At 73.5% G+C, this 24,229-nt stretch carries 26 protein-coding genes; 9 read left to right on the top strand and 17 right to left on the bottom strand.

The window, feature by feature from the left end:
- Positions 1 to 41 precede the first annotated feature (41 nt).
- Positions 42 to 995, bottom strand: a complete 954-nt coding sequence (locus tag ACX9MN_RS26085) for a YiiG family protein (RefSeq protein ID WP_489725847.1) — start codon at positions 993 to 995, stop codon at positions 42 to 44.
- Positions 996 to 1,284: 289 nt separating this feature from the next.
- On the opposite strand from ACX9MN_RS26085, the gene ACX9MN_RS26080 reads away from it, so the two are divergent.
- A complete protein-coding gene (locus ACX9MN_RS26080; protein WP_091978935.1) occupies positions 1,285 to 1,881 on the top strand; it encodes an HD domain-containing protein in 597 nt (198 codons plus the stop codon).
- A gap of 22 nt (positions 1,882 to 1,903) precedes the next feature.
- Here the strand turns inward: ACX9MN_RS26080 and ACX9MN_RS26075 are convergent, their stop codons facing one another.
- The 12 genes from ACX9MN_RS26075 to rho form a co-directional block, all read right to left on the bottom strand.
- Positions 1,904 to 3,064, bottom strand: a complete 1,161-nt coding sequence (locus ACX9MN_RS26075) for a glutathionylspermidine synthase family protein (protein ID WP_489725846.1) — start codon at positions 3,062 to 3,064, stop codon at positions 1,904 to 1,906.
- A complete protein-coding gene (locus ACX9MN_RS26070) occupies positions 3,064 to 3,771 on the bottom strand; it encodes a DUF1190 domain-containing protein (protein ID WP_489725845.1) in 708 nt (235 codons plus the stop codon). Before ACX9MN_RS26070 ends, ACX9MN_RS26075 begins: the two co-directional genes overlap by 1 nt.
- 7 nt (positions 3,772 to 3,778) lie before the next feature.
- Positions 3,779 to 4,177: a DUF350 domain-containing protein gene (locus tag ACX9MN_RS26065; protein ID WP_489725844.1), complete on the bottom strand. Its 399-nt coding sequence runs from the start codon at positions 4,175 to 4,177 to the stop codon at positions 3,779 to 3,781.
- A gap of 234 nt (positions 4,178 to 4,411) precedes the next feature.
- Complete coding sequence (locus ACX9MN_RS26060; RefSeq protein ID WP_489725843.1) at positions 4,412 to 5,302, bottom strand: TIGR01459 family HAD-type hydrolase; 891 nt, start codon at positions 5,300 to 5,302, stop codon at positions 4,412 to 4,414.
- Positions 5,303 to 5,418: 116 nt separating this feature from the next.
- Positions 5,419 to 6,651 carry an extracellular catalytic domain type 1 short-chain-length polyhydroxyalkanoate depolymerase gene (locus ACX9MN_RS26055; protein WP_056533617.1) on the bottom strand — a complete coding sequence of 411 codons (1,233 nt, stop codon included), beginning with the start codon at positions 6,649 to 6,651 and terminating at the stop codon, positions 5,419 to 5,421.
- Between the two features lie 223 nt (positions 6,652 to 6,874).
- Positions 6,875 to 7,600 (bottom strand): DNA polymerase III subunit epsilon, encoded by a 726-nt coding sequence (dnaQ, locus tag ACX9MN_RS26050; protein WP_447682129.1) that lies wholly within the window; start codon positions 7,598 to 7,600, stop codon positions 6,875 to 6,877.
- Between the two features lie 119 nt (positions 7,601 to 7,719).
- The gene (locus tag ACX9MN_RS26045) at positions 7,720 to 7,944 is read right to left on the bottom strand and encodes a hypothetical protein (RefSeq protein WP_489725842.1); all 225 of its coding nucleotides are present in this window, start codon (positions 7,942 to 7,944) and stop codon (positions 7,720 to 7,722) included.
- Between the two features lie 57 nt (positions 7,945 to 8,001).
- On the bottom strand, positions 8,002 to 8,640 hold the full coding sequence (gene coaE, locus ACX9MN_RS26040) for a dephospho-CoA kinase (protein ID WP_489725841.1): 639 nt from the start codon (positions 8,638 to 8,640) through the stop codon (positions 8,002 to 8,004).
- Entirely contained in the window at positions 8,637 to 9,485 is an 849-nt protein-coding gene (locus tag ACX9MN_RS26035) for a shikimate dehydrogenase (protein ID WP_489725840.1), read from the bottom strand. Before ACX9MN_RS26035 ends, coaE begins: the two co-directional genes overlap by 4 nt.
- Positions 9,482 to 10,453, bottom strand: a complete 972-nt coding sequence (locus ACX9MN_RS26030) for a cation diffusion facilitator family transporter (RefSeq protein WP_489725839.1) — start codon at positions 10,451 to 10,453, stop codon at positions 9,482 to 9,484. Before ACX9MN_RS26030 ends, ACX9MN_RS26035 begins: the two co-directional genes overlap by 4 nt.
- Before the next feature lie 12 nt (positions 10,454 to 10,465).
- Positions 10,466 to 11,077, bottom strand: a complete 612-nt coding sequence (locus tag ACX9MN_RS26025; RefSeq protein WP_489725838.1) for a Maf family protein — start codon at positions 11,075 to 11,077, stop codon at positions 10,466 to 10,468.
- A 359-nt stretch (positions 11,078 to 11,436) separates the two neighbouring features.
- Positions 11,437 to 12,789, bottom strand: coding sequence for a transcription termination factor Rho (rho, locus tag ACX9MN_RS26020; RefSeq protein ID WP_056533627.1), 1,353 nt, complete (start codon positions 12,787 to 12,789; stop codon positions 11,437 to 11,439).
- Between the two features lie 436 nt (positions 12,790 to 13,225).
- Between rho and ACX9MN_RS26015 the strand changes: the two genes are divergently transcribed.
- The 7 genes from ACX9MN_RS26015 (at position 13,226) to cuyB (ending at position 20,047) form a co-directional block, all read left to right on the top strand.
- Positions 13,226 to 13,729, top strand: coding sequence for a DUF3429 domain-containing protein (locus tag ACX9MN_RS26015; protein ID WP_091978948.1), 504 nt, complete (start codon positions 13,226 to 13,228; stop codon positions 13,727 to 13,729).
- Between the two features lie 396 nt (positions 13,730 to 14,125).
- On the top strand, positions 14,126 to 15,673 hold the full coding sequence (gene hisS / locus ACX9MN_RS26010) for a histidine--tRNA ligase (RefSeq protein WP_489725837.1): 1,548 nt from the start codon (positions 14,126 to 14,128) through the stop codon (positions 15,671 to 15,673).
- A 92-nt stretch (positions 15,674 to 15,765) separates the two neighbouring features.
- The gene (locus ACX9MN_RS26005) at positions 15,766 to 16,008 is read left to right on the top strand and encodes a hypothetical protein (RefSeq protein WP_091926955.1); all 243 of its coding nucleotides are present in this window, start codon (positions 15,766 to 15,768) and stop codon (positions 16,006 to 16,008) included.
- Positions 16,009 to 16,192: 184 nt separating this feature from the next.
- Positions 16,193 to 17,335 (top strand): ATP phosphoribosyltransferase regulatory subunit, encoded by a 1,143-nt coding sequence (locus ACX9MN_RS26000; RefSeq protein ID WP_489725836.1) that lies wholly within the window; start codon positions 16,193 to 16,195, stop codon positions 17,333 to 17,335.
- Positions 17,332 to 18,324, top strand: a complete 993-nt coding sequence (gene hisG, locus ACX9MN_RS25995; RefSeq protein WP_091680945.1) for an ATP phosphoribosyltransferase — start codon at positions 17,332 to 17,334, stop codon at positions 18,322 to 18,324. The genes ACX9MN_RS26000 and hisG overlap by 4 nt, the downstream gene beginning before the upstream one ends.
- Positions 18,325 to 18,347: 23 nt before the next feature.
- Positions 18,348 to 19,199, top strand: a complete 852-nt coding sequence (locus tag ACX9MN_RS25990) for a LysR family transcriptional regulator (RefSeq protein ID WP_489725835.1) — start codon at positions 18,348 to 18,350, stop codon at positions 19,197 to 19,199.
- Between the two features lie 107 nt (positions 19,200 to 19,306).
- The gene (gene cuyB / locus ACX9MN_RS25985; RefSeq protein ID WP_489725834.1) at positions 19,307 to 20,047 is read left to right on the top strand and encodes a cysteate racemase; all 741 of its coding nucleotides are present in this window, start codon (positions 19,307 to 19,309) and stop codon (positions 20,045 to 20,047) included.
- Positions 20,048 to 20,057: 10 nt separating this feature from the next.
- Here cuyB and ACX9MN_RS25980 read toward each other — a convergent pair whose 3' ends face one another.
- The 3 genes from ACX9MN_RS25980 to ACX9MN_RS25970 all read right to left on the bottom strand — a co-directional run bounded on the left by ACX9MN_RS25980 (position 20,058) and on the right by ACX9MN_RS25970 (position 22,107).
- Entirely contained in the window at positions 20,058 to 20,423 is a 366-nt protein-coding gene (locus ACX9MN_RS25980) for a lysozyme inhibitor LprI family protein (RefSeq protein WP_020094049.1), read from the bottom strand.
- Between the two features lie 65 nt (positions 20,424 to 20,488).
- Positions 20,489 to 20,920 (bottom strand): protoporphyrinogen oxidase HemJ, encoded by a 432-nt coding sequence (gene hemJ / locus ACX9MN_RS25975; RefSeq protein WP_020094048.1) that lies wholly within the window; start codon positions 20,918 to 20,920, stop codon positions 20,489 to 20,491.
- An 8-nt stretch (positions 20,921 to 20,928) separates the two neighbouring features.
- Entirely contained in the window at positions 20,929 to 22,107 is a 1,179-nt protein-coding gene (locus tag ACX9MN_RS25970; protein ID WP_489725833.1) for a uroporphyrinogen decarboxylase, read from the bottom strand.
- 499 nt (positions 22,108 to 22,606) lie between these two features.
- Between ACX9MN_RS25970 and ACX9MN_RS25965 the strand changes: the two genes are divergently transcribed.
- The gene (locus ACX9MN_RS25965) at positions 22,607 to 23,437 is read left to right on the top strand and encodes a pyruvate, water dikinase regulatory protein (protein ID WP_020094046.1); all 831 of its coding nucleotides are present in this window, start codon (positions 22,607 to 22,609) and stop codon (positions 23,435 to 23,437) included.
- A 113-nt stretch (positions 23,438 to 23,550) separates the two neighbouring features.
- Here ACX9MN_RS25965 and ACX9MN_RS25960 read toward each other — a convergent pair whose 3' ends face one another.
- On the bottom strand, positions 23,551 to 24,060 hold the full coding sequence (locus tag ACX9MN_RS25960) for a hypothetical protein (RefSeq protein WP_020094045.1): 510 nt from the start codon (positions 24,058 to 24,060) through the stop codon (positions 23,551 to 23,553).
- Positions 24,061 to 24,229 lie beyond the last annotated feature (169 nt).

Genomic DNA, 24,229 nt, shown 5'->3' with positions numbered 1-24,229 from the left:
CGGGGGCCCGGACACCCCCGGACGCCCCCGGACGCCCCCGGTCACCGCGAGAAGGTCGTGGCCGTCTGCGCGGTCGACACCATCATGTTGTAGTCGTTCACGATCCAGGTCACGTCGCGCCCGGCGCCGCGCCGGGCGTCGCCCCTGGCCTTGGCGAGCTTGTCGTCGAACTCGCGCAGCTTGCCCAGGAGCGCGCGCGGCCGGCTCTCGAACACGTGGAAGGAGTTCGGGTTGGCGGCGCTGTACCCGTCCATGTCCTTCACGGCGACGGCGTAGCGCCCGAGCGCGGCGTCGAAGGCCGCCATGTCGACGACCGGCTTGGCGTCGGTGGGCAGCAGGTCCATGACCTTGCGGCAGGCGGTCATCACGTTCGCGACGTGCCAGCGCGCCTTGCGGCCCTCCCGCGCCTCGAGGGCGGCGAGTTCCAGCGCGTCGCTCTTCTCCTTCTCGACCCGCAGCGCGGCGTCGACCTTGGCGCGCGCCGCCAGGAAGGCCGGCCCCGCGACGGCGAGCTTGGCGTGAAGCGCCTTGCCCTGCTCCATCTTGTCCGCGCGGTAATCCTGCCGCTCGTAGTAGCCCTCCGCCTCGGTGACCGTCGGGGCGAGCGCCTGATAGGCGGCGATGTAGGTCTTCACGGCGCCGTCGAGGTCCGGCATCGCGGGCGGCTGCGCCGTCGCGGCCTCCGCCTTCGCGATCTCGCCGCGCACGTCGTAGAGCCCGTAGAGGCCGTAGATGATCCGCTCGCGGCCGGTCGGACCGGTCTTCATGTTGACCCAGCTCTGATAGCGGCCGAGCGATTCCTGCGCCCGCAGGGTCCGGTTGAGGAGCCCGACATAGGCGTTGAGCTTGCGGATCGTCTCCTGAGCCGGATCGCTCTCGGGCTTGGTCGCTGGCCCCGCCGGTGCCGGGGCGGGGGCCTGCGCATGGGCCGGGGCGGCGGCGAGCAGCGCCGTCAGCATCAACCAAGTCGTCGTTCTCAGGCTCGTCGCTCTCATGGGCGCTGGGGATCCTCCGGATGGTTCTGCCCCTGTAGCCGGCGTTCCGCGCGAAGACCAGATGCGGGATCGGGTCGATCGCGCCCAATAGATCTCTCGGGATCGACAGCGGCGCGTCTATCGGGGCGTTCGACGATCACATCCCCGATCATCGTCACGGGGACGATGATCTCGCGGGGCGTCGGAGCGCGAGGCCGTGAAGTCCATCGCGGGTGCCCGGAGCGTCTTCCCGGGCCTGCGGCGCGATCCGCCTCGTCCCGCGGCGGCGGATCGGGTAGAGCATCGGCCGATGCTCGATGGCCATCCCCGCATCCTGGCTGACCTGCGCGCCCGGCTGGCCGAGCCGCACCGGGTCTATCACGGCCAGGCGCATATCGACGCGCTGCTGGAAGCGTTCCGCGCCCGCCGCGGGACGGTCCGGGATCCCGACGCGGTGGAACTGGCGATCTGGTTCCACGACGCCGTCTACCGGCCGGGCGCCGCGGACAACGAGCGCCGCAGTGCCGCGCTTCTGCGGGCGCTGCCGGAGGGCGCGGTCCCGGCGCCCACGCTGGCGGCGGCCGAGACGATGATCCTGGCGACCGAGCGGCACGCCGTCCCGGACGGTCTCCCGGCCGCGCTCGCCGCGGACGTCGCGCTCTTCCTCGACCTGGACATGGCGATCCTGGGGGCGGCGCCCGCCGCCTACGACGGCTACGCCGCCGGCGTGGCGCGGGAATTCGTCCCGGTCGTGGGCGCGGCCGCCTACCGGCAGGGGCGCGCGGCCTTCCTGCGGGGGGCCCTCGCATCCGGCCGGCCGCTGTTCGTCACCGTCCGGGCCCGGGCGGAGCTGGAGGGGCCGGCGCGGTCGAACATGCGGCGGGAGCTCGCGGCGCTGGGCCGGTGAGCCGCGGCGGCGCGGGACCAGGTCACGGGTCAATGAGGTGCGGCACGAACCGGGCCCGGTCGGTCGTGATGAGGCCGTCCGACTCGCGCAGGCACAGGCCGGCGGGCCGGTCGCCGACCATCCAGCTGCCGACCAGCGCGCGGCGGCCCGCGAAATCGGGCAGCTCCGCCAGGGCCTGCCGCACGTAGCCCTCGCCGCCGTAGGGCCCCTCGTCGCGCGCCGCGACGGCGCCGTCGCGCACGATCAGCACGTTGGCGCCCTCGCGCCCGTAGAGGGGCTTCTTCACGAAGCTCCGGCCCAGCGCGGCCTTGGCCGGATCCTCCTCGAAATAGGTCGGCAGCAGGTTGGGATGGCCCGGCGCCATCGCCCAGAGATGCGCCAGCAGCCCCTTGTTGGAGAGCACCGCCTTCCAGGGCGGCTCCAGGAACCGGGTCGTGGCCGCGCCGACCGCGCGGCCGAACGGGTCGGCGAACATCCACTCCCACGGGTAGAGCTTGAACAGGCAGCCGATCGGGGCGCCGGCCGCGTCCACGAAGCGCCCGTCCGCGTCGAGCCCGATCGCCTCGACCGGCAGGAAGGGGGCGGCGCGGCCGGCCTGGAGCGCGCAGTCCTGGAGATAGGCCAGCGTGCCGCGATCCTCCGGCGCGTCGGCGAAGCCCGCGAAGGCGACGCCCTCCGGGGGTGCCACCGCGGCGAGGCGCGCCACCAGCGCCTCGTGCAGGGTGTTGAACTGGTCGGCGCCGGCGGGGAGGCGCCCCCGCGCCAGCCCGTCCTCCAGCCACAGCCACTGGAAGACCGCGCTCTCGTAGAGGGCGGTGGGCGTGTCGGCGTTGTACTCGAGGAGCTTGGCCGGCCCGTCGCCCCCGTAGCTGAAGTCGAAGCGCCCGTAGAGGCCGGGATCGCGCCGGTCCCAGCTCGCCCGGATCGCGTCCCAGGCGTGCTCCGGGATCCGCAGCGAGCGGAGGATCGCCGCGTCCCGGACCGCCCGGTCCACGAAGGCGAGGCAGAGCTCGTGCAGCGCGGCGCTCGGCGCCTCGATGGCGTCCTCGATCTCCGCGAGGCCGAAGGCGTAGTAGGCGCTCTCGTCCCAGTAGGGGGCGCCGTCGAACGTGTGGAAGGTGAAGCCGGCCCGCGCGGCGTGGAGCCGCCAGTCGGGCCGCTCCGGGATCGGCACGCGGCGCATCAGCCGCCCCCGGATCCGCCCGCGCGGCCGCCCGAGCCTCCGGAGAACGCCGTCGCCCGCCCGGTGCCGCCGAAGCCGCCGCGGCTGATCGTGCGCGGGGTCGCGCTCGTGGTGCGGGCGACCGAGGCGGGGACGTGGACCCGCGAGGCGCCGCCCGCGTAGGCGACCCGGCCGCCCGCACCGGTGCAGTAGCCGCCCCCGTGCCCGGCCGTCGCGGTCCCGGCCTCGCCGCGCTCCTCCTCGGGCGCGTGCGGGTAGAGCGGCTGGACCGGCAGGTCCTGCGCGTCCGTGCGCCCCATCATGAAGGCGGCCATCACCGGCAGGTAGCGGCCGCGCGCGGCCTCCGTGACCTGCGCGCCCGGCGTGCAGCCGCCGGTCCCGTGGTGGCGCTGGCAATCGGCCTCGGTCTCGTAGCGCGGGGCCGTCGCCGCGTAGGTCTCCTGCGCGGTCTTGTAGGCGGCGATGCAGGCCTCGGCGCCGCGCAGCTGCTGGGCGATGCAGGCGCCGAGCGTCCCGTAGACGAGCGCCTCCTCCTCCCGCTGGGACGGGTCGAGGCCGCCGAGCGTCAGGGCGGCCGCGCCGGCGCCCGCGACCAGGACCAGCGACACGGCGGCCGAGCGCTTGGAGCGGCGGGCGGCGGCGAAGCCGGTCCCGGGCCCGCCGGCGGCGACGTCGTCCGCGTCGGGAGCGGGCGCGGTCTCCGTCACCGGCCCCTCAATAGGTCATCGAGGCGGCGTTCACGACGCCGCCCGCCAGCGAGGCCGCGCCGAGGAGGATCGCGGCGGCGGCGCGGTCCTCCTCGATGCGCCGCGACAGGTCGGGCACCGCGAGGCGCACGAGCCAGTAGATCCCGATCTGGATCACGAGGGCGATCAGCCCCCAGATCAGGCAGTCGAGCAGGGACCGCGCGTTGTAGATCGCCACCGCCAGCGGCAGGGTGAAGCCGACCAGGCTTCCGCCCAGGGAGACGGCGGCGGCCGTCACGTCCCGGCGGATCAGCGCGAGTTCGTTGTGCGCGGTGGCGAGGGTGTAGATCAGCAGGTAGAGGCCGATCAGCCCGGTCGCGGTGCCGAGATAGAGCAGGAAGTCGGGCAGTCCGGAGACGAGGGTCACGCAAGACCCGCCGTCTCGCCGGTCCCGATCGTCGCGAGCACCCCGTCCGGACAGGTCTCCCGGGCGGATCGCCCGACAAGCGAAGCGGATGTCGGGGCTGATTGCTGCGCGCGGGACCGATTCACACGCGCGAATCCACGCAATTTCCCGCGCGGTGTCAAGCTTGTCGCGGATTTCAGAGGGTTAGACTGGCGGCAATACGCGAACGGCCCGCCCGCGCCCGCGCGTCGGGCGCTACCAGACCAGCCGCTCGATCACCGCGTCCGGATGGACCGCCTGCCGGCCGAGCCAGTCCGCGACGTCGCCCAGCCGGTGATGCGCGGCCGTGACGCCGAGTTCCTCCGCGTGGATGCCGCGGGCCACCAGCAGGCTGGCTATGCCGAAGCCGCGGGCGCCGGCGATGTCGGTGCGGATCGCGTCGCCGATCGCCAGGACCCGCGCCGGATCGACCGGGGCCCCGGTGAGCGCTGCCCCCTTGGCGAGCGCCGCCTCGTAGACCGGGCGGTGCGGCTTGCCGGCGTAGACCACGGGGCCGCCGATCTCCGCGTAGGCCGCCGCGAGCAGGCCCGCGCAGGGGATCAGGCGGTTGCCGCTCTCCACGACGAGGTCGGGATTGGCGCAGATCATCGTCAGCCCGCGGGCCGCCAGGCGCTCCAGCTCCGGCCGGTAATCGTCGGGGGTCTCGCTGCGGTCGTCGAACAGGCCGGTGCAGACGACGAGGTCGGCCTCCGGCTCCGGGACGAGGCTGAGGTCGAGCCCCTGGAAGATGCCGAGGTCGCGCTCCGGCCCGAGATGCCGGATCCGGGCACCCGGGCGCGCGGCGATCAGGTCGTGTGTGAGGTCGCCCGAGGTCAGGATCGCGTCGTAGGCCTCCCGCGGCACGCCGAACCGGTCGAGGATGCGGCCGACGCCGTCGCCGGGCCGGGGCGCGTTCGAGACGAGGACGACCCGGCGCGGCCGCGCGCCCGGGAGGCCGCGGAAGCGGATCAGCGCCTCGCCGGCGGCCGTGTGGGCCGTCTGGCCGTCGTGCAGCACGCCCCAGACGTCGCAGAGGATCAGGTCGTACCGGTCGGCGACCTCGGCGAGGCCCTGGAGGGTCGGGATCGGCGCGGGGGTGGTGCTCATGGGAGGTCCTGGATTCAAAAGGTCCGGGACCTTTTGTGGGAGCAGGGCAGCGCCCTGCGATACAGCAGGGCCGCGTCCTGACAACCCGCCAGCGCGCGCGGCCCTCCGGAAACCCCTTACGGGCGCCCCGCCGGTCCCAGCCGGTGCTCGGCGAAGAAGTCGAGCATCGCCCGGGACGCGTCGGGCCCCTCGGGATCCGTGTAGCTGCCGTCGGGGCGGCCCCCGGACCAGGCGTGGCCGGCGCCGCGCACCCGCCAATCCTCGACCACGACCCGGCCCGCCTCGTCCCGGTAGCGGGTGCGGGTGAAGGGGTGGCCGCGGCCCTCGAAGGTCTCCGACCGCGGCGTCAGCCCGGCGACCTTGGCCTGGGCCAGCACCTGGTCGGCGTTGCGCACGCTCACCGTGCCGTCGTCCTCGCCGTGGAAGATGATCGTCGGGACGCGGGTCGCGGGCGCCGGGGTGCCGAAGGCGGTCGGGGCGCCGAGGCCCGGGGCGCCGACCTGCATGGCCATCAGCGCCGAGCCGAGGTCCCGGGCGCAGCCGGCCGCGAGGCCCGAATGCACGCCGACGGCGGCGTAGAGATCCGGGTAGGCGCGGGCGATGTTGAGGGCGGCGGCGCCGCCGGCCGACAGGCCGGCGATGTAGACCCGGGCCGGGTCGATCGGGTGCTCCGCCATGATCGCGCGGGTGAGGCCCGCGATGATCGCCGGCTCGCCCGCGCCGCGGCCCTGGTCCCGGGGCTCGTACCAGTTCCAGCAGCGCTGGGCGTGGGCTTGGCGGCTCTGGGCCGGGTAGGCCACGAACACGCCGGCGCGCTCGGCGAGGGTGTTCATGCCGGTGCCGGCGGCGAAATCGTCCGGGTTCTGCGTGCAGCCGTGCAGCATCACGATCAGCGGCGCCGCCCGGTCCGGGTGGCTCGGGATGAACAGCTTGTACTCGCGGGTGCCGGCGGGCTCGGCATGGGTCAGGGACACGAAGCGGCCCCCGGTCCCGCCCGCCCGGTCGGCGGGCGGCGGGGCCGGCGACCGGAGCGGGTTGCCCAGGCCCTTCAGCACCGGCGCGAGCCCGCGCACGACCTGCCCCACCACCTCGCGCATCCGCGTCCCGGACTCCGCCGCGGGACTGCGCGTCTCGGCGGAAGGCGCGTCGCGGCGCGCGGGAGGCTGCGGCGCGGCCGGCGGATCGGCGGGCGGAGCCTTCTGCCCCCCGAGGCTGCGCTGGATGAGGGCGGTCGCCTCCTCGAGCCGGCCGAGGCCGGTCAGGCGGGTGGCCTCGATCATGTCGGCGAAGGGTGACGGGCCGGTCTTGTCGTCGCGCTGTCCGTCGCGACTGCCGAAATCCTCGGTCATGCGTGCGCGCCTCACTGCCTCAGCATCTCCGTCACGGCCGGATCCGGCGCGCCCGTGCCTCCCCCGAGGGAGCGCACCGGCACCGCGCGGGCCAGCCTCCGTCACCCCGCGAGAGGCTCCGTCGACGGCGTTTTGTGCATTGCAATAAACGCCCCTGTGCGATGCGGCAACAGCCGGCGGCGCGCGGCAGGCGTGCGGATCGGAGAGCGGGACGGACCGGCGATCAGGCCGGATCGTCCGCCCCGATATACTCGGCCCAGATCGCGGCAGGACCGAGGCTCGCGCGGAAGCTATCGTGCCGGGCGCGCTCTGCATCCGTGAGGCGAGACCGGTAGGGGCGGGGCGCCGCCGGAGCCGCCGACGCCAGGGCCGCCGAGCCGGCCACCGGGGCGGCCGTCGCGGCCTCCAGGAGGCCGAGGCTGGTCTGCTTGCCGCCGAGCAGCTCGACGTAGACCTCGGCCAGGATCTGCGCGTCGAGGAGTGCCCCGTGCTTGGTGCGCCGGGTGTTGTCGATGCCGTAGCGGCTGCAGAGGGCGTCGAGGTTGTTGGCCGCGCCCGGGTGCTTGCGCCGGGCCATCGGCAGGGTGTCGACGACGTCCTCCAGCTGGATCGGCGGCGGGGCGTTCGCGCCGAGCCGGGCGTATTCCATGTTGAGGAAGCCGACGTCGAAGGGCGCGTTGTGGATCACGAGCCGCCCGTCGGCCAGGAAGGCCAGCAACTCGCCGGCGATCTCGGCGAAGAGCGGCTTGTCGGCGAGGAACGCGTCGGACAGGCCGTGGACGTTGAAGGCGCCCTCGGAGACCGGCCGCTGCGGGTTGCAGTAGCGGTGGAAGGTCCGGCCGGTGGGGATGTGGTTGAGGAGCTCCACCGCGCCGATCTCGATCAGCCGGTCGCCTCCCTTCGCCTCCGTGCCGGTGGTCTCGGTGTCGAGGACGATCTCGCGCAGCATGGGTCTCGCGACTCGCGGGGGGGTGGGGGCGGACCCTAGCGGGATAAGCCCGAGCGGTTAACCCGCCCTGCACGGCCGTCCCCGTCCATCACCGTCGACCAACCGTCGAGCGCCTCGCCCTACCGAGAGGTGTTGCGGTAGACGCAGACGGGTCCCCGGTCCTCGTAGCCGCCCGGGCAGGCGGTGACGCAGGCGCCGGCCGCGACCTTCTTCGGCGGCGGGCAGTTGGCGGCGTACTGGGCCTGCGCGGGCCCGGCCGCCAGCAGCGCGAGAAGGGTTGCGGCCCGGATGCCGCCCGACCGAATGCGATCAATCCCGCCCCAGCGCCGCGCCATCACGTCCATCCTGCCGTCCGTATTCCCCCCGGAACACAACCGCAGATATTCAATCCGCCGGGCGTGTCATCCGTCGCCGCGGTGCGGCGGCGCACGGTGCGCCGTCAGTCGCTCGACGATCCGCGCGACCGCGGCCTCGGCGGCGGCGAAACCCCGGCCCGTGTCGATGACGAAATCTGCCCGGGCGCGCTTCTCGGCGTCGGGCATCTGCTTGGCCAGGATCGCCGCGAAGGCCGCCTCGGTCATGCCGGGACGCGCGAGCACCCGGTCGCGCTGGATCTCGGGCGGGGCGCTCACCACCGCGACCGCGTCGCAGCGGCCCTCGCCGCCGGTCTCGTAGAGGAGCGGGACGTCGAGGACGACCAGCGGCGCCGCCGCGTGCCGCGCCAGGAAGTTCGTGCTGGCCGCCCGGACCAGGGGATGGACGATGGCCTCCAGCGCCGCCATCCGGTCGGGCGCGTCGAGCACCGCGGCGCGCAGCCGCGCCCGGTCGACGCCGCCGTCGTCGCCGAGCACGCCGGGAAAGGCCGCGCCGATCGCCGCGGCGGCCGCGCCGCCCGGCCCGTAGAGGGCGTGGACGGCGGCGTCGGCGTCGTGGACCGGGACGCCGCGCTCCGCGAACATCCGGGCCGTGGCCGACTTGCCCATGCCGATCGAGCCGGTGAGCCCGAGGATAACGGGTCCGGATCCGGCCTTCGGGGTCATCCGGCGAGGTCCGCCACGATCCGGTCGCGCAGCTCAGGGGTGACGGCGGGGCGCGGGCCGAACCACGCCGCGAAGCCCGGCACCGCCTGGTGCAGCAGCATGCCGAGCCCGTCCACGGCGGCGAGCCCCCGCCGCCGCGCCGCCGCCAGGAGCTCGGTCTCCAGGGGCGCGTAGACGATGTCGGCCACGGCCGCGTCCGCCGGCAGGGTCGACAGGTCGACGGCCAGCGGCGGCTGGCCCTTCATGCCCAGGGACGTGGTGTTGACGAGGAGGCCTGTCCCGGGAAGCGCCGCCGGCAGGTCGTCCCAGGCGAGCGCCGCCCCGACGCCCGGCGCGAGGGCCGCCACCGCCTCGGCCCGGGCCGCGGTGCGGTTGGCGACCCAGACGCACCGCAGGCCGCGCTCGGCGAGCCCGACCACGATCGCCCGCGCCGCGCCGCCGGCGCCGAGCACCAGGGCGGTGCCGCCCGCCCGGTCCGGCCAGGCCGCGCCCAGGCTGTGGTCGAGATGGGCGCAGAAGCCCGGCGCGTCGGTGTTGTCGCCGCGGATCCGCCCGTCCGGCCCGACCACCAGGGTGTTGACCGCGCCGATGGTTTTCGCCCGCGGCGTGAGCGTGTCCACCAGCGCGAAGGCCGCCTCCTTGTGGGGGATGGTGACGTTGCCGCCCCGGTAGCCGGACGCGGGCAGGGCGCGGATGAAGTCCGGAAAGGCCTCCGGGGCCACGTCGAGCCGCTCGTAGGAGCCCGGGATCCCGTGCACGGCGAGCCAGTGGCCGTGGATCAGCGGCGAGCGCGAGTGGGCGATCGGGTGGCCGACCACGAAGGCGCGGGGCTGGGCGCCGCTCACGCCGCGCAATCCTGCGCGAGGCGGCAGGCCGGGCCGCCGGCCTCCTCGACCTGGAGGGTGGCGTGGCCGATGCCGAACCGGTCGCGCAGGCCCTCGGCGGTCTCGGCGAGGAAGCCGTTGCCGGGCTGGCGGTGGGCCTGATGCCCCTCCTGCATCACGAGATGGACCGTCAGGGCGACGCTGGTGGTGCTCATGGGCCAGATATGCAGGTCGTGGAGGCCGGCGACGCCCGGCCGCTCGAGGAGGAAGCCGGTCACCGCGTCCGGGGAGATCTCCGGCGGCACGGCGTCGAGGGACATGGCCACGCTGTCGCGCAGCAGGCCCCAGGTCGCCCAGACCACCAGGGCGGCGATGACGAGGCTGACCGCCGGGTCGAGCCAGGCGAGGCCGGTGAGCTGGATCACGAGGCCCGCCACCACGACCCCGGCCGAGACGGCGGCGTCGGCCACCATGTGGAGGAACGCGCCGCGGACGTTGATGTCGCCCTTGGCGCCGCTGGCGAAGAGCCACGCGGTCAGGCCGTTGACCAGGATTCCCACCGCCGCCACCACCATCACGGTCGTGCCCGCGACGGGCTCCGGGTGGACCAGCCGGACCAGCGCCTCCCAGATCACCGCCCCCATGGCGATGAGCAGGAACACGGCGTTGAACAGGGCGGCCAGGATCGAGGAGCCGCGGTAGCCGTAGGTGAAGCGCGCGCTGGCGCGGCGGCGCACCAGGATCGCGGCGATCCAGGCCGCCGCGAGGCCCAGCACATCCGAGAGGTTGTGGCCGGCATCGGCCACCAGCGACATGGAGTTGCTGAGGTAGCCGTAGGCCGCCTCGATCACCACGAAGGCGGTGTTGAGCACGATGCCGATGGCGAAGGCCGTGCCGAAATCCTTCGGCGCGTGCGCGTGGCCGCCGAGGCCGCCATGGGCATGACCGCCCTGGGCGTGGCCGCCGTGCGAATGGTCGTGTCCCGCCAAGGCGGTACTCCCTCAGAAAGCCAGAAGCCCGGCGGCGCGCAGCCGCGCGAGGAGCGGCAGAAGCGGCAGGCCCAGCACGGTGCTGTGATCGCCCGCGACCGATTCGAACAGGTGGATCCCCGGCCCCTCGAGCTGGTAGCCGCCGACGCTCGCCCGCACGCGCTCCGCGCCGGCGCAGTCCACATAGGCCGCGATCGCCCTTTCATCGAGGGGGCGCAGGGTCAGCCGCGCGGTCTCCACGAAGGCGTCCTCGACCGCCCCGGCCAGGACCACGGCGGAATGAAGCGCGTGGGTGCGGCCGGACAGACGGGCGAGCTGCGCCCGGGCCGACGCGCCGTCGGCCGGCTTGTGGAACACGGTGCCGTCGAGGTCGAGCACCTGGTCGGCGCCGAGGACGAGCCGCCCGGGATGGCGCGCCGCCACCGACTCGGCCTTGGCGCGGGCGAGGTGCAGGGCGAGGTCGGGCGGGGACAGGCCGGCGCTCGCCGCCTCGAGGGCGCGCTCGTCGACGTCCGGGGCGGAGGTCTCGACCGGCAGGGCGGCGCTCTCCAGGAGGAGGCGCCGGGTCGGGCTGGTCGAGGCGAGGAGGAGCGGATCCGGACCGGTCCAGGGCGAGCGGGGCATCGCGCCAGTGTCACGGATCCGGGGATCGGTGCAAGCCGGCTGCGACGAGCCCCGCCGCCGGGATGGACCGGCCGGCGGGGCTGTCGCGGGGCCGATACGCTACCTGGCGCCCGGATGGAACCTTGGCAGAGGCCGGTTAGGAGACGGTCAACGGCCCGATCGGGCCGGAATCGCGTTTCGTGCCGCCGCGGGACAGGCGTCCCGCACGGCGGGCGCGACCCCCGTCCCATCCGCTCCCCGATCCTGAGGGACCGGAGCGCAGGGACGTGACCCAGGCCAGCGCGCGGCTTGCCGCCGCGGCGCTGCCTGGATCGCTCCGCTCGCGGGGACGGCGGCGATGCCCGCGGCCGGGGACGGCCTCAGGTGTTCATCGAGTCGAAGAAGTCGCCGTTGCTCTTGGTCTGGCGCAGCTTGTCGAGCAGGAACTCGATCGCGTCGGTGACGCCCATCGGGTTGAGGATGCGGCGCAGCACGTAGGTCTTCTTGAGCGAATCCGGCGGGACCAGCAGCTCCTCCTTGCGGGTGCCCGAGCGGGTGATGTCGATCGCCGGGAAGATGCGCTTGTCGGAGACCTTGCGGTCCAGGATGATCTCGGAATTGCCGGTGCCCTTGAACTCCTCGAAGATCACCTCGTCCATGCGCGAGCCGGTGTCGATCAGCGCTGTGGCGATGATCGAGAGCGAGCCGCCCTCCTCGATGTTGCGGGCGGCGCCGAAGAAGCGCTTGGGCCGCTGCAGGGCGTTGGCGTCGACGCCGCCGGTCAGCACCTTGCCGGAGGACGGCACCACGGTGTTGTAGGCGCGGCCGAGGCGCGTGATGGAATCCAGCAGGATCACCACGTCGCGCCCGTGCTCCACGAGGCGCTTGGCCTTCTCGATCACCATCTCGGCGACCTGCACGTGGCGGGTGGCCGGCTCGTCGAAGGTCGAGGCGATGACCTCGCCCTTCACCGAGCGCTGCATGTCGGTGACCTCCTCGGGCCGCTCGTCGATGAGCAGCACGATCAGGTAGCACTCGGGGTGGTTGAGGGTGATCGACTGCGCGATGTTCTGCATCAGCACGGTCTTACCCGTGCGCGGCGGCGCCACGATCAGGGCGCGCTGGCCCTTGCCGATCGGCGCCACGATGTCGATGATCCGCGGCGAGAAATCCTTCTTGGTCGGGTTGTCCAGCTCGAGCTTGAACCGCTTCGTCGGGAAGAGCGGCGTCAGGTTGTCGAAGTGGACCTTGTGCTTGATCTTCTCCGGATTCTCGAAGTTGATCGTGTTGACCTTCAGGAGCGCGAAGTAGCGCTCGCCGTCCTTGGGGCCGCGGATCGGGCCCTCGACGGTGTCGCCGGTCCGCAGGCCGAAGCGGCGGATCTGGGTCGGCGAGATGTAGATGTCGTCCGGGCCGGGCAGGTAGTTCGAGTCGGAGGAGCGCAGGAAGCCGAAGCCGTCCTGCAGCACCTCGACGGTGCCCGAGCCGATGATCTCGACCTCCTTGGCAGCGAGCTGCTTCAGGATGGCGAACATCAGCTCCTGCTTGCGCATGGTCGAGGCGTTCTCGACCTCGACCTCCTCGGCGAAGGCCGTCAGGTCGGTCGGCGTCTTCGACTTGAGGTCCTGGAGCTTGACCTCGCGGACGCCCTCGAGGGCGGCGGGCATGGTCGGCGCGTCGGCCGGCTCCGCGGTCTCGATATCGTCGGCGAGGGCGTCGGGATTTGGCGTCATGGGGGTATCTTGCAACCGACGGAGGTGGTGGGAGGGCCGGTTCAGTGCCAGGTGCCCGGGGGATGGGCACCGGAGAGCGGGCCGCGCTGCGGCGAGGGGCCCGGGGTCAGGTTGGCGAAACCGATGAGGCAGGACCCTCGCGGCTCACGGGCGCGCTGCGGCGCAGACCTTGTGATGAGGGCCCCACACAGATAACGCCTTTCTCGCCCGCACTCAAGGGCCCGGACATTGGCCCGGGACGCCGACGGGGACGCGGGCGACCGGGTGACGCGTTTACGGACCGGCGGGGCCTCGCCGGAGCGCCGCGGCGGCGCTACACGGACCGCGTCGAACCGGGCCCGGACCCGGGTTTCGGAACCCGGCCGGTGCGCGGCCGTTCCCTGTCCCGGTGCTGCGGCGCAGCAGACCGTCGAATCGAGAGTTCCCCCAGACCGCCATGCGCGACGATGCCACCGGACGCACCCTCACCACGCACGAGCCGCGCCGGATCCCCTGGCTCGAGATCGTCTTCGGCTTCGGCCCGATGCTGCCGATCGCCGTCGGCGCCGCCGTGGCATGGTGGCTGAACGGCAAACCCCTCGACTACCTCGTGGCGCTGTTCACCCTGCTCTACGCCGCCTCGATCCTGCTGTTCCTGGCCGGCGTGCGCCGCGGCGTCAGCTTCCGGACCGAGGGCGGCCCGCAGGTGTCGCAGATCGTCACCATGCTGGTCCTCTACGGCCTCGGGCTGGGCAGCCTGTTCGCGGCGGTGATGGGCAAGGCGGTGCCGGCCCTCGCGATGCTGATCCTCGGCTACGCGGCCATCGGGATCCTCGACCCGATCGCGGCGCGCGCCGGCGAGGTGCCCCTGTCGCATGCCCGTCTGCGCCCGCTGCAGATGCCGATCGCCGTGGTGAGTCTCGCGGCGCTGCTCTGGCTCAAGCTGACGGCGCCGTACTGAGGTCTTTGGTCCGGGTGAACCGCGCCCTGTGCCGGACCGGGGGAGCGAAGCGGAACCCGATCCGGGAAGAGGCGCACGGGCGCGCGCGGAGTTCCGGCAGGGTTCCGCTTCACCGCTCCGGTCGATGCGCCCTTTCCGTCATCACGAGCGCAGCGACGTGACCCAGGGTGGCGCGACCTCGACAAGCGTGGCGCTGCCTGGATCGCTCGCTCCGCCCGCAAGGACGACATTGCTGGATGATCGGGCTGGATGATCGGGCGGCCAGAGCGCCCACGAACCGAATTCCCCTTTCGCCCGGCATGCTCTAGAGCCCGGCCGCAGGATCTCCGCCCGCCGGAGACGATCGAAGATTCGATGCGGGACCCGGATTCCGGGTCCGCGAGAGCGAATGCGCCCATGTCCAAGCCCGAGACCCCGAAGGCCGAGAAGGCCGAGACCCTGAAGCCCCGCCTGCCGCGCGGCTTCGTCGACCGCCGCGCCGGCGAGATCGCCGCGCAGGGGCGGATGCTGGAGACGATCCGCAGGAGCTTCGAGCTCTACGGGTTCGAGGCCCTGGAGACGCCGTTCGTCGAGTACACCGAGGCCCTGGGCAAGTTCCTGCCCGACCTCGACCGTCCGAACGCCGGCGTGTTCTCGTTTCAGGACGACGACGAGGCGTGGCTGTCGCTCCGCTACGACCTGACCGCGCCGCTGGCCCGGTTCGTGGCCGAGAACTACGACGGGCTGCCCAAGCCCTATCGCAGCTACCGGGCCGGCTACGTGTTCCGCAACGAGAAGCCGGGGCCGGGCCGCTTCCGCCAGTTCATGCAGTTCGACGCCGACATCGTCGGGGCCGGCAGCGTCGCGGCCGATGCCGAGACCTGCATGCTGATGGCCGACACGCTGAACCGCCTCGGGCTCGGCGGCCAGTACGTGGTCAAGGTCAACAACCGGAAGGTGCTCGACGGCGTCATGGAGGCGATCGGGCTCGCCGGCCTCGACAAGGCCGGCCAGCGCCTCACCGTGCTGCGGGCGATCGACAAGCTCGACCGGCTCGGCGTCGACGGGGTGCGCGACCTGCTCGGCGGCGGCCGCAAGGACGAGAGCGGCGACTTCACCAAGGGCGCGGGCCTCGACGCCACGGCGATCGGCCGGATCCTCGCCTACGTGTCGTTCCAGGCCGATGCCGGCGACGGCGCCGACAAGGTGGCGTTCTGGGAGAAGTTCTTCGCCGGCTGGCACGAGGCGGTCGGCGATTCGGAGACCGGCCGCGAGGGCATCGCCGAGCTGCACGCGATCATGCGCCTCTGCGCCGCCGCCGGCTACGGCCACGACGTGATCCGGGCCGATCCGAGCGTGGTGCGCGGCCTCGAGTACTATACCGGCCCGGTCTACGAGGCCGAGCTGACCTTCCCGGTCACCAACGAGGACGGCCAGACCGTGCGCTTCGGCTCGGTGGCGGGCGGCGGGCGCTACGACGGCCTCGTCGGGCGGTTCCGGGCCGAGCCGGTCCCGGCCACCGGCTTCTCGATCGGCGTCTCGCGGCTGTTCTCGGCGCTCCAGCTCGTGGGCAGCCCCCTGATCGCCGGCGCCGAGGCCCCCGGGCCGGTGGTGGTGCTGGTCCTCGACCGGGAGAACATGGCCGATTACCAGCGGCTCGTCGCGCTCCTGCGCGCCGACGGCATCCGGGCCGAGCTCTACCTCGGCGCCGCCGGCATGAAGGCGCAGATGAAGTACGCCGACCGCCGCCGCGCGCCCGTGGCGGTGATCCAGGGCTCGAACGAGCGCCTGGCCGGCGAGGTCCAGATCAAGGACCTGATCGAGGGCGCCCGGGCGGCCGAGTCCATCGCCAGCAACGCCGAGTGGAAGGCCGCGCGGCCCGCGCAATTCTCGTGTCCCGAGGCCGACCTGGTGGCGCAGGTCCGCGCCGTGCTGGCCCGGCATTTTCCGTCAACGGAGATCTGAGACACTCGCGCATCGAACCGCAAGTCGAACCGCACGTCGAACGCAGAGGCTCCGGCGGCGTTGTCGTCGGTCGGTGCCGCGGAGATGTCGGGATGCGCGCGAAGATCCTCGTCCTGTCCTTCGGCCTGGTCTGCGCCGGCGCGGGACCCGCCTGGGCCGCCCGGCCGGTCCTCGGCCGGCTGCCCAGCGCCGTCGCGCAGGCCACGCCCGGGACCGGCAGCGCGCCGATCCTGAGCGCCGGGATGGCGGGGGCGCCCGCCCTGACCGTGCTGGCCCGCCGCAAGCCGGTCCGGCGCCCGCGCGGCGCGCGCCTCGGCAGCCTCCGGCCGCTCTGAGCCGCTCTGAGCCGCTCTGAGCCGGTCCGGTCACTGACGCCGTAGCGGAATCCGGCCGCGGCGCGGGGTCTGCGCAGTCCTGCGCGGCGCGCCGGCCCCACGCTTCCCGGGTGCGTGTCGCCAAGTCCGGTCGCGGTTGCTACAGAGCGCCCGCGAGGTGGATTGCCCCGCGAGGTGGATCGCGATGACACGACCGGAGGCGGGCGAGACGGGGGCGGGGGACGCGGCGCGCGCGCGGCTCTCCGCGCATCTGGCGGCGGCGGGCTACCGGCCGGTGACGCCGCCGGTGCTGCAGCCGCTGGAGCCGTTCCTCGAACTCTCGGGCGAGGATATCCGCCGGCGGATCTTCGTCACCCAGGATGCGGGCGGCGCCGAGCTGTGCCTGCGGCCCGAATTCACCATCCCGGTCTGCCGCCTGCACCGGGCGGAGGCCGACGGGCAGGCGGCCGATTACAGCTATTGCGGCCCGGTCTTCCGGCTCGCCGCCGACGAGCCCGACGAGTTCTTCCAGGCCGGGATCGAGTCGATCGGGCGGACCGACACGCCGGCGGCCGACGCCGAGGTGCTGGGCCTCGCGCTGGAGGGCCTCGCCCTGTTCGGCCGGACCGACCCGGCGGTGCGGCTCGGCGATATGGGCCTGACCGTGGCGCTCCTCGACGGGCTCGCGGTCCCGCCCGCCGCCAAGCGCCGGACGCTCCGGGCGCTGGCCGCCGGGCGCTCGCTGGACGCCGTCACCAACGGCGCCGAGGGCACTCGTCCCGAGGATCCCCACGCGGGCCTGCTCGCGGCGATCCAGGGCCAGGACCCGCGGGGCGTGCGCGCCTTCGTGGAGGACGTGCTGGCGATCGCCGGGATCTCGGCGGTGGGCGGGCGCAGCGCCGGCGAGATCGCCGAGCGCTTCCTCGCCAAGGCCGCCGCGCAGGCCCATGGCGGCGCCGGGCTCAACACCGAGAACCGCGCGCTCCTCGACCGCTACCGGGCGATCGCCGGCCATCCGGACGCCGCCGCCCGCGACCTGCGGGCGCTCGTCGCCGACGCGGGCCTGCGGCACGACGCCCTCGCGGCCGCCCTCGACCTGTTCGAGGAGCGCACCGGCTTCATCGCGGCCCGCGGCCTGCCGATCGAGCGCTTCCGCTTCCAGGGCGGCTTCGCCCGCAACCTCGACTACTACACCGGCTTCATCTTCGAGGTGACCGAGCGGGACGGCCCGACCCTGGTCGGCGGCGGCCGCTACGACGGCCTGCTCGGCCATCTCGGCAGCCCGGAGCCGTTGCCGGCGGTGGGATGCACCTTCTGGATCGAGCGCGTGGCGGGAGCCGGCCGATGAGTGCCTCGGACGCGGCCGCCATGCCGCTGATCCTCGCCGTCCCGTCCAAGGGCCGCCTGCAGGAGAATGCCAGCGCGTTCTTCGGCCGGGCCGGGCTGAAGCTCGCTCAAGGCGCGGGCGCCCGCGACTACCGGGGCAAGCTCATCGGCGTGCCCGACGTCGAGGTGCGCTACCTCTCGGCCTCCGAAATCGCCGCGCAGCTCGCCTCGGGCGCCGCCCATCTCGGCGTCACCGGCGAGGACCTGATCCGCGAGACCCTGCCGGACGTGCGCGACCAGGTCGAGCTGCTGACGCCGCTCGGCTTCGGCAACGCCACCGTGGTGGTGGCCGTGCCCCAGGCCTGGATCGACGTGCGCGACATGTCCGACCTCGACGAGGTCGCGGCCGGCATGCGGACCCGCCACGGCCGGCGCCTGCGGGTCGCCACCAAGTACGTGAACCTGACCCGCCGGTTCTTCGCCGAGAAGGGCGTCGCCGATTACCGGATCGTCGAGAGCCTGGGCGCCACCGAGGGGGCGCCGGCGGCGGGCTCGGCCGAGATCGTGGTCGACATCACCACCACGGGGGCGACGCTCTCGGCCAACGCCCTGAAGGTGCTGGACGACGGCATCATCCTGCGCTCGGAGGCGAACCTCGTCGCCTCGCTGAAGGCCCCCTGGGGCGAGGGCCAGCGGGCCGCGCTCCGCACGGTGCTCGGCCGCATCGCCGCCGAGGAGCGCGCCCGGACCACCCGCGAGGTGCGCGCCGCCCTGCCGGAGAGCGGCACGATCGACCTCGCCACGATCGCGGGCCTGCACGAGGCCGAATTGCCCTACGGCGCGCCGCGGGGGCCGGAGGGCGAGATCGTCCTGCGCTGCCGGGAGGCCGCGGTGTTCGAGCTCGCCGGCGCCCTGGTCGAGGCCGGCGCGCGGGCCGTCACGGTGCGGCGGGTCGACTACGCCTTCGCGGCCGAGAACCCGCTGGCGGAGCGGCTCCTGGCGCGGCTCTGAGACCGCCGCGCGATGGAGCCGAGATGGAGCTGAAATGGCTCGAGGACTTCCTGAGCCTCGCGCGCACCGGCAGCTTCTCGCGCTCGGCGGTCGAGCGCCACGTCACCCAGCCGGCCTTCGGCCGCCGCATCCGGGCGCTCGAAGGCTGGCTCGGCGTCGCGCTGGTCGACCGCAGCACCTACCCGACGGCCCTGACGCCGGAGGGCCGGCTGTTCCTGGAGACCGCCGAGGAGACCGTGCGGCGGCTCCACGGCAGCCGCGACGCGCTCCGCGCCCGGATCCGGCCGCCGCCGCGGACCGTTTCGGTGGCGGCGCTCCACACCCTGGCGCTGACCGTCTTCCCGGGCTGGTTCCGCGACGTCGAGGCCCGCACCGGGCCGCTCGGCAGCCGGCTCCTGCCGGACGATTTCCACGCCTGCGTGCAGGCGCTGGCCGAGGGCGGCTACGACCTGCTGCTGACCTACCACCATCCCCTGGTGCCGATCCCCCTCGACCCGGCCGCCTTCCCGCACTTGTCCATCGGCCGGGACAGCCTCGTGCCGGTGCACCGGCCGGGGCCGGCCGCGGACCGGCCCGGGCTCGGCTATCCCCGGGACTCGTTCCTGGGCCGGGTCGCGGCGCTCGCCGGTGACGGGGCGGCGGCCGCCCACGTCAACGAGAACGCCATGGCGGAGGCCCTGAAGTTCATGGTCCTCGCGGGCCACGGCCGCGCGTGGCTGCCCGAGAGCCTCGTCGCCCGCGAGCTCGCCGACGGCAGCCTCGTGGCGGCCGGGCCGGGCACGCCGCTGGAGATCCGGCTCTACCGCAGGGCCGGTCGCGGCGGCGCGGTCGCGGCGGTCTGGGCCGCGGCCGCCGCCCTGGCGGCCGGACCCTAGGCGTCGCCGCGCGCCCGGTGCCGGATCGGCATGGCCGGTGCCGACACGGCATTGGATTCCCGCCCCGCCGCCGCCCATCACGGCGGCCGCGACGGTCGGAGGCGGCGATGCTCGGTGTACTCGGCGGGATGGGCCCGATGGCCACGGTGGATTTCCTGGCCAAGCTCGTGCGGGCGACGCCCGCCGGGCGCGATCAGGACCACATCCCGACCCTGGTCTGCTCGGCCGTCGACATCCCCGACCGCGCCGACGCGATCCTGGGCGCCGGCCCGGACCCGCTGCCGGCGCTCCGCGCCGCCCTGGCGCGGCTCGAGGCCGGGGGCGCCACCCGGATCGCGATCCCCTGCAACACCGCCCATCACTGGCACGCGGCGCTGCAGGCCGCGACCGCCCTGCCGATCCTCCACATCGTCGACGCGGTGGCCAAGACCCTGGCCGAGACCCTGGCCGAGACCCTGGCGCGGACCGGGAGCGGCGGCCGGATCGGCCTGCTCGCCACCGACGGCACCCTGCGGTCCGGGCTCTACCCGGAGCGGCTGGCGCGGCACGGGCTCGCGTGCCGCGCACCCGATGAGGCGGGTCAGGCCGCGGTGTCGGCGGCGATCCGGCTGGTGAAGGCGCACCGGGTGGCCGAGGCGACGCCGCTGCTGGAGGCGCAGGTCCGGGCGCTGGCCGAGGCCGGCTGCGACCGGGTGGTGATGGCCTGCACGGAGATCCCGCTCGCGCTCGCCGGGAGCGACCCGTCGGGCCTGCTGGTCGACGCCACCGAGGCGCTGGCGCGCGCCTGCGTGGCGGCGTGCCGGCCGGATTGCCGCGTCGACGCCGCGGCCCTGCCGCGCGCGGCCTGAGCGCGGGACCTCACGGGCCCTGCTTGGCGAATTCCGCCAGGACCCCGCGCAGGACCTTCAGCCGGGCGTCGTAGGCGGCCGTCAGGCAGCCGACGTCGCCGCCGCAGGCGCGACGCTCCGTCAGCCACGCCTCCTGGTCGTCGCGCAGCTTGGCCTGGCCGCCCATCGGAAGCACGCTCTTCAGGATCTCGAACCGGGTCGCCATCTCGACGTCCCGGTCGTTGAGGGGGAGATGGGCGCAGATCGCCTTCTCGTCGGGGGCCTCGGCCCTGTCGCACGGGAAGCTCGCGGCCCGGGCGGGGGACGCGGTGATCGCGCCCGCGACCGGGCCCGCGAGGGCGGCCAGCGCGAGGGCGAGGACGAGAGGCTTCGACATGGCCTCCCAACGGGCCGGCCGCGGAAAGGCTCCGGCCGGGATCACAGGATCGCGGGATCGCGGGATCAGAGGCCCGGCTTGACGATCGCCAGGATGACGATGCCGATCATCAGCAGCGTCGGCACCTCGTTGAGCACCCGGTAGAACTTGTGCCCACGGGTGTTCCGGTCGGCGGCGAAATCCTTGACCATCCGGGCGAGCCAGCCGTGGATGCCCGACATCGCGAGCACCAGCGCGAACTTCGCCTGCAGCCAGACGCTCGCGTAGAAGCCGCTCATCCAGGCGAGCGCCAGCCCGAACACCCAGGTGGCGATCATGGCGGGGTTCATGATCGCCTTGAGCAGGCGGCGCTCCATCACCTTGAAGGTCGCGGACTGCGCCTCCGCGCCGGGCGGAAGGCTCGCGTGGTAGACGAACAGCCGGGGCAGGTAGAGCATCCCGGCCATCCAGGCGATCAGGCTGATGACGTGGAGGGCCTTGATCCAGTCGTACAGCACGCGCGGCCTCAGCCCTGGCCGCGCAGCCGCGCGAGCATCCGCTCGACATGGGCCACCGGCGTCTGCGGCGTGATGCCGTGGCCGAGGTTGAAGATGTGCGGCTGGCCGGCGGTCGCCGCGAGCACCGCGTCCACCGCCGCGTCGAGGGCCGCGCCGCCCGCGATCAGCGTGTCGGGATGCAGGTTGCCCTGCGTGACCGTCGCGGCCGGCACCGTGTCCCGCAGGGCCTTCAGGTCCACGCCCCAGTCGACGCCGACGGCGTCGGCGCCGGTCTCCGGCACCACCCGGGCGTGGCCGTCGAGGCCCGAGCCGCGGGCGAACACGATGATCTTCGCCCCCGGCACCCGGGCGCGGACGCCCGCCACCATGCGGGCGATCGGCCGCAGCGACCAGCGGGTGAGGGCATCGGAGGCAGGTGCGCCCGGCAAGGCGCTCTCGGCGACGTCGCCGACCGGCTCGACGGTGCCGCCGGAGCCCGAGGCCGTCCCCGGCACGGCGCGCGGCAGGGTGCCGGCGTGGGACTCGAAGATCTGCACCGCGTCGGCGCCGGCCTCGAGCTGGCGCACGAGGTACTCGGTCTGCACGGCGACGAGGCGGTCGATCAGGGTGTCGACCAGGGCGGTGTCGCCCTCGGCGAGCGCCCGCGCGGGGGCGAGGTCCGGCGTGCCGCGGCCGCCGATCATGTAGCTCGCCACCGTCCAGGGCGCGCCGCAGAAGCCGAGCAGCGTGGTCTCGCCCGGCAATTCGGCCCGCAGCCGCGTCACCGTCTCGAAGACGGGCGCGAGATGGGTCATGATCGCCGGGTCGCCGGCCTCCCGCAGGCGCGCGAACGCGTCCCGACCGTCGAGCGGGTCGAGGCGCGGTCCCTCGCCCTCCACGAAGCGCACGTCCTGGCCGAGCGCGTGGGGGACGACCAGGATGTCGGAGAACAGGATCGCCGCGTCGAAGCCGAAGCGCCGGATCGGCTGGAGCGTCACCTCGACGGCGAAGTCCGGGCTGTAGCAGAGGTCGAGGAACGAGCCGGCCTCGGCCCGGGTCGCCCGGTATTCCGGCAGGTAGCGCCCGGCCTGGCGCATCATCCAGGCGGGGGGCGGCCCGATCGCCTCGCCCTCGAGGACCCGCAGCACCTTGCGCTCGGACGTCGTCCCCGACGTCGTCTGCCCGGGCTCGCGCTCCGTCCCCGTCATGGTCGCTCCCATCCCGTATCCCTCACCCCGCATGCCCGTCGGCGGGCGTCCTGTCGAGTCGAGGCGCGCCGATCCCCACACAGGCCCCTTCGAAAAGATAAGAGAGAATCTTGGAGTCTGTTTTTTCTTCTGGGGGGCCGAATCTCGGGGGCACAAAAGCGTCCACAGGCGGTCCCCGCCGCCGCGCCGTTAACGGGGCTTTAAAGGATTTCCGCCAACTTGCGAGAACCGGATGGTCCGACAGCGCCTTGGCAACGCCGAGTCGTGTACGGGCGCCGGATTCGCGGCCGATTCGTCCAGAGAGCCGGATTCGGCGCGTCCCGATCATCTGCCTGTGAACGGCGGAGTCGACAGCGCGCACCGGGATCGCCCTGGACCGGCCCGGCGGGGCATCCTATCCACACTCATCGACTCCCCTGGCGGCCGGCGGTGGACAACGTGGGCGCCGCGCGAGGCGACCGCAAAGTCGGCTGCGAGGTCGACCGCAGAGGCGATCGGAATGGGCCGCAGCTACTTCCACCTCCACCTCGTCTCCGACTCCACGGGCGAGACGCTGATCAATGTCGGGCGCGCGGCCGCCGCCCAGTACGAGGGCGTGTCGGCGATCGAGCACGTCTACCCGCTGGTGCGCTCGGCCGCGCAGCTCGACCGGGTGATCTCGGAGATCCGGGCCGCGCCGGGCCTCGTCCTCTACACGCTGGTGGGGGGCGACCTCGGCGAGCGGCTGGAGGAGGTCGCCCGGGAGACCGGCTCGCCGTGCCTGTCGGTGCTGCGGCCGGTCCACGACCTGCTGCGCGCGTATCTCGGCGCCGAGACCACGGCGCGGCCCGGCGCCCAGCACATGCTGAACGCCGAGTACTTCAAGCGCATCGACGCGATGAACTTCACGCTGGCCCACGACGACGGCAACCTGCCGGACAATCTGGAGGAGGCCGACGTGATCCTGCTCGGCGTCAGCCGGACATCGAAGACGCCGACCTCGATCTACCTCGCCAATCGAGGCCTCAAGACCACCAACCTGCCGCTGGTGCCGGGCATGCCGCTGCCGCCGGCGATCGAGCGGGCCCGCAAGCCTCTCGTGGTCGGCCTGTTCGCGTCGCCGGAGCGCATCGTGCAGATCCGGCAGAACCGGCTGTCGAGCCTCAACGCCGACGAATCGTCCCTCTACGTCGACCGCTCGGCGGTGGCGGACGAGATCACCATGTCCCGCCGGCTGTTCACCAAGAACCGCTGGCCGACGATCGACGTCACCCGCCGGTCCATCGAGGAGACCGCCGCGGCGATCGTCGACCTCTACCGCGACCACCGGCTGAAGTTCATCGCCGACTGAGGCGGGGCCTCCGAAGGGCCGAGCCCTTCGGCGGGGTCCGGCCGTCCCCCCGAGGACGGGGGCGGGCCGGCGGATGCAGGCGGCGCGCGGATCGGTTCGCGCCGCCGCTGGCGTCAGCGCGCGGAGGCGAAGTGGCTGCGCTGCTCGATCTGGGCCGCGTAGAAGTCCTCGACGACCTCGCGGACCACCTCGGCCAGCTCGTCGCCCCGGTGCTCGTCGAGCTGGATGTCGCTGCCAACCGTCCGGCCGATGGAGCAGCTCGCCGCCCCCGGCACGAGGCGCTCGTTGTAGCGCTGGTTCAGGCCCGAGACCGAGATGTAGTTGCTGCCGCCGAGTTCCGGACCGTACTTGATCTTGATCTTCTGCTCGGACTCGGTGCCGCGCAGCTGCGCGCACAGGCTGATGAAGTTGTCCTGATCGATCTTCGCCTCGAGGCCGGTGATGCTGCCGTGGACGTTGTCCTCCTCGTTGAGGACCTCGGCCATCAGGTTCAGCACGCCCATGACGGGCTGGAGCGCCCGGGACCCGTCCTCGAGCAGCTTCCGCCGGAAGTCGTTGCTGCGCTCGTCGGCCGCCTGCAGCCGCGCGCGAAACCTGTCCTTGACCTCGTTGGCGCGTGCCATCGCGCTCCTCCCTGGTGGTTCACCCGATGCTTTACCGCTCGGATAACCGAAACCTACGAGGCCAATTCAGATGACGCAAGATAGTGCAAAATATTGATGCCTGCTCAGAACGTGAGCCGTTGCACAGGAATAATACTTGCTCATGAACTGTGCAACGGCGGCAGCTCCG

This window comes from Methylobacterium sp. 1A (assembly GCF_058072805.1).
The sequence above is the reverse complement of the archived record's forward strand: the minus strand, read 5'-3'. Positions and strand labels throughout refer to the sequence as shown.

Coding starts and splice junctions, on each gene's coding strand:
- ACX9MN_RS26075 (WP_489725846.1), bottom strand. CDS start 3,064: ATGCGCCGCGTGCCGATCCCGGAGCGGCCCGACTGGCGGCTCCACGCC.
- ACX9MN_RS26045 (WP_489725842.1), bottom strand. CDS start 7,944: ATGGACGTGATGGCGCGGCGCTGGGGCGGGATTGATCGCATTCGGTCG.
- ACX9MN_RS26025 (WP_489725838.1), bottom strand. CDS start 11,077: ATGCCCCGCTCGCCCTGGACCGGTCCGGATCCGCTCCTCCTCGCCTCG.
- ACX9MN_RS25970 (WP_489725833.1), bottom strand. CDS start 22,107: ATGACGGGGACGGAGCGCGAGCCCGGGCAGACGACGTCGGGGACGACG.
- ACX9MN_RS26055 (WP_056533617.1), bottom strand. CDS start 6,651: ATGACCGAGGATTTCGGCAGTCGCGACGGACAGCGCGACGACAAGACC.
- ACX9MN_RS25990 (WP_489725835.1), top strand. CDS start 18,348: ATGGAGCTGAAATGGCTCGAGGACTTCCTGAGCCTCGCGCGCACCGGC.
- dnaQ (WP_447682129.1), bottom strand. CDS start 7,600: ATGCTGCGCGAGATCGTCCTCGACACCGAGACCACCGGCACGGAGGCG.
- hisG (WP_091680945.1), top strand. CDS start 17,332: ATGAGTGCCTCGGACGCGGCCGCCATGCCGCTGATCCTCGCCGTCCCG.
- hisS (WP_489725837.1), top strand. CDS start 14,126: ATGTCCAAGCCCGAGACCCCGAAGGCCGAGAAGGCCGAGACCCTGAAG.
- ACX9MN_RS26015 (WP_091978948.1), top strand. CDS start 13,226: ATGCGCGACGATGCCACCGGACGCACCCTCACCACGCACGAGCCGCGC.
- ACX9MN_RS25965 (WP_020094046.1), top strand. CDS start 22,607: ATGGGCCGCAGCTACTTCCACCTCCACCTCGTCTCCGACTCCACGGGC.
- ACX9MN_RS26060 (WP_489725843.1), bottom strand. CDS start 5,302: ATGAGCACCACCCCCGCGCCGATCCCGACCCTCCAGGGCCTCGCCGAG.
- rho (WP_056533627.1), bottom strand. CDS start 12,789: ATGACGCCAAATCCCGACGCCCTCGCCGACGATATCGAGACCGCGGAG.
- ACX9MN_RS26005 (WP_091926955.1), top strand. CDS start 15,766: ATGCGCGCGAAGATCCTCGTCCTGTCCTTCGGCCTGGTCTGCGCCGGC.
- ACX9MN_RS26080 (WP_091978935.1), top strand. CDS start 1,285: ATGCTCGATGGCCATCCCCGCATCCTGGCTGACCTGCGCGCCCGGCTG.
- ACX9MN_RS26000 (WP_489725836.1), top strand. CDS start 16,193: ATGACACGACCGGAGGCGGGCGAGACGGGGGCGGGGGACGCGGCGCGC.
- cuyB (WP_489725834.1), top strand. CDS start 19,307: ATGCTCGGTGTACTCGGCGGGATGGGCCCGATGGCCACGGTGGATTTC.
- ACX9MN_RS26085 (WP_489725847.1), bottom strand. CDS start 995: ATGAGAGCGACGAGCCTGAGAACGACGACTTGGTTGATGCTGACGGCG.
- coaE (WP_489725841.1), bottom strand. CDS start 8,640: ATGACCCCGAAGGCCGGATCCGGACCCGTTATCCTCGGGCTCACCGGC.
- ACX9MN_RS25960 (WP_020094045.1), bottom strand. CDS start 24,060: ATGGCACGCGCCAACGAGGTCAAGGACAGGTTTCGCGCGCGGCTGCAG.
- ACX9MN_RS25980 (WP_020094049.1), bottom strand. CDS start 20,423: ATGTCGAAGCCTCTCGTCCTCGCCCTCGCGCTGGCCGCCCTCGCGGGC.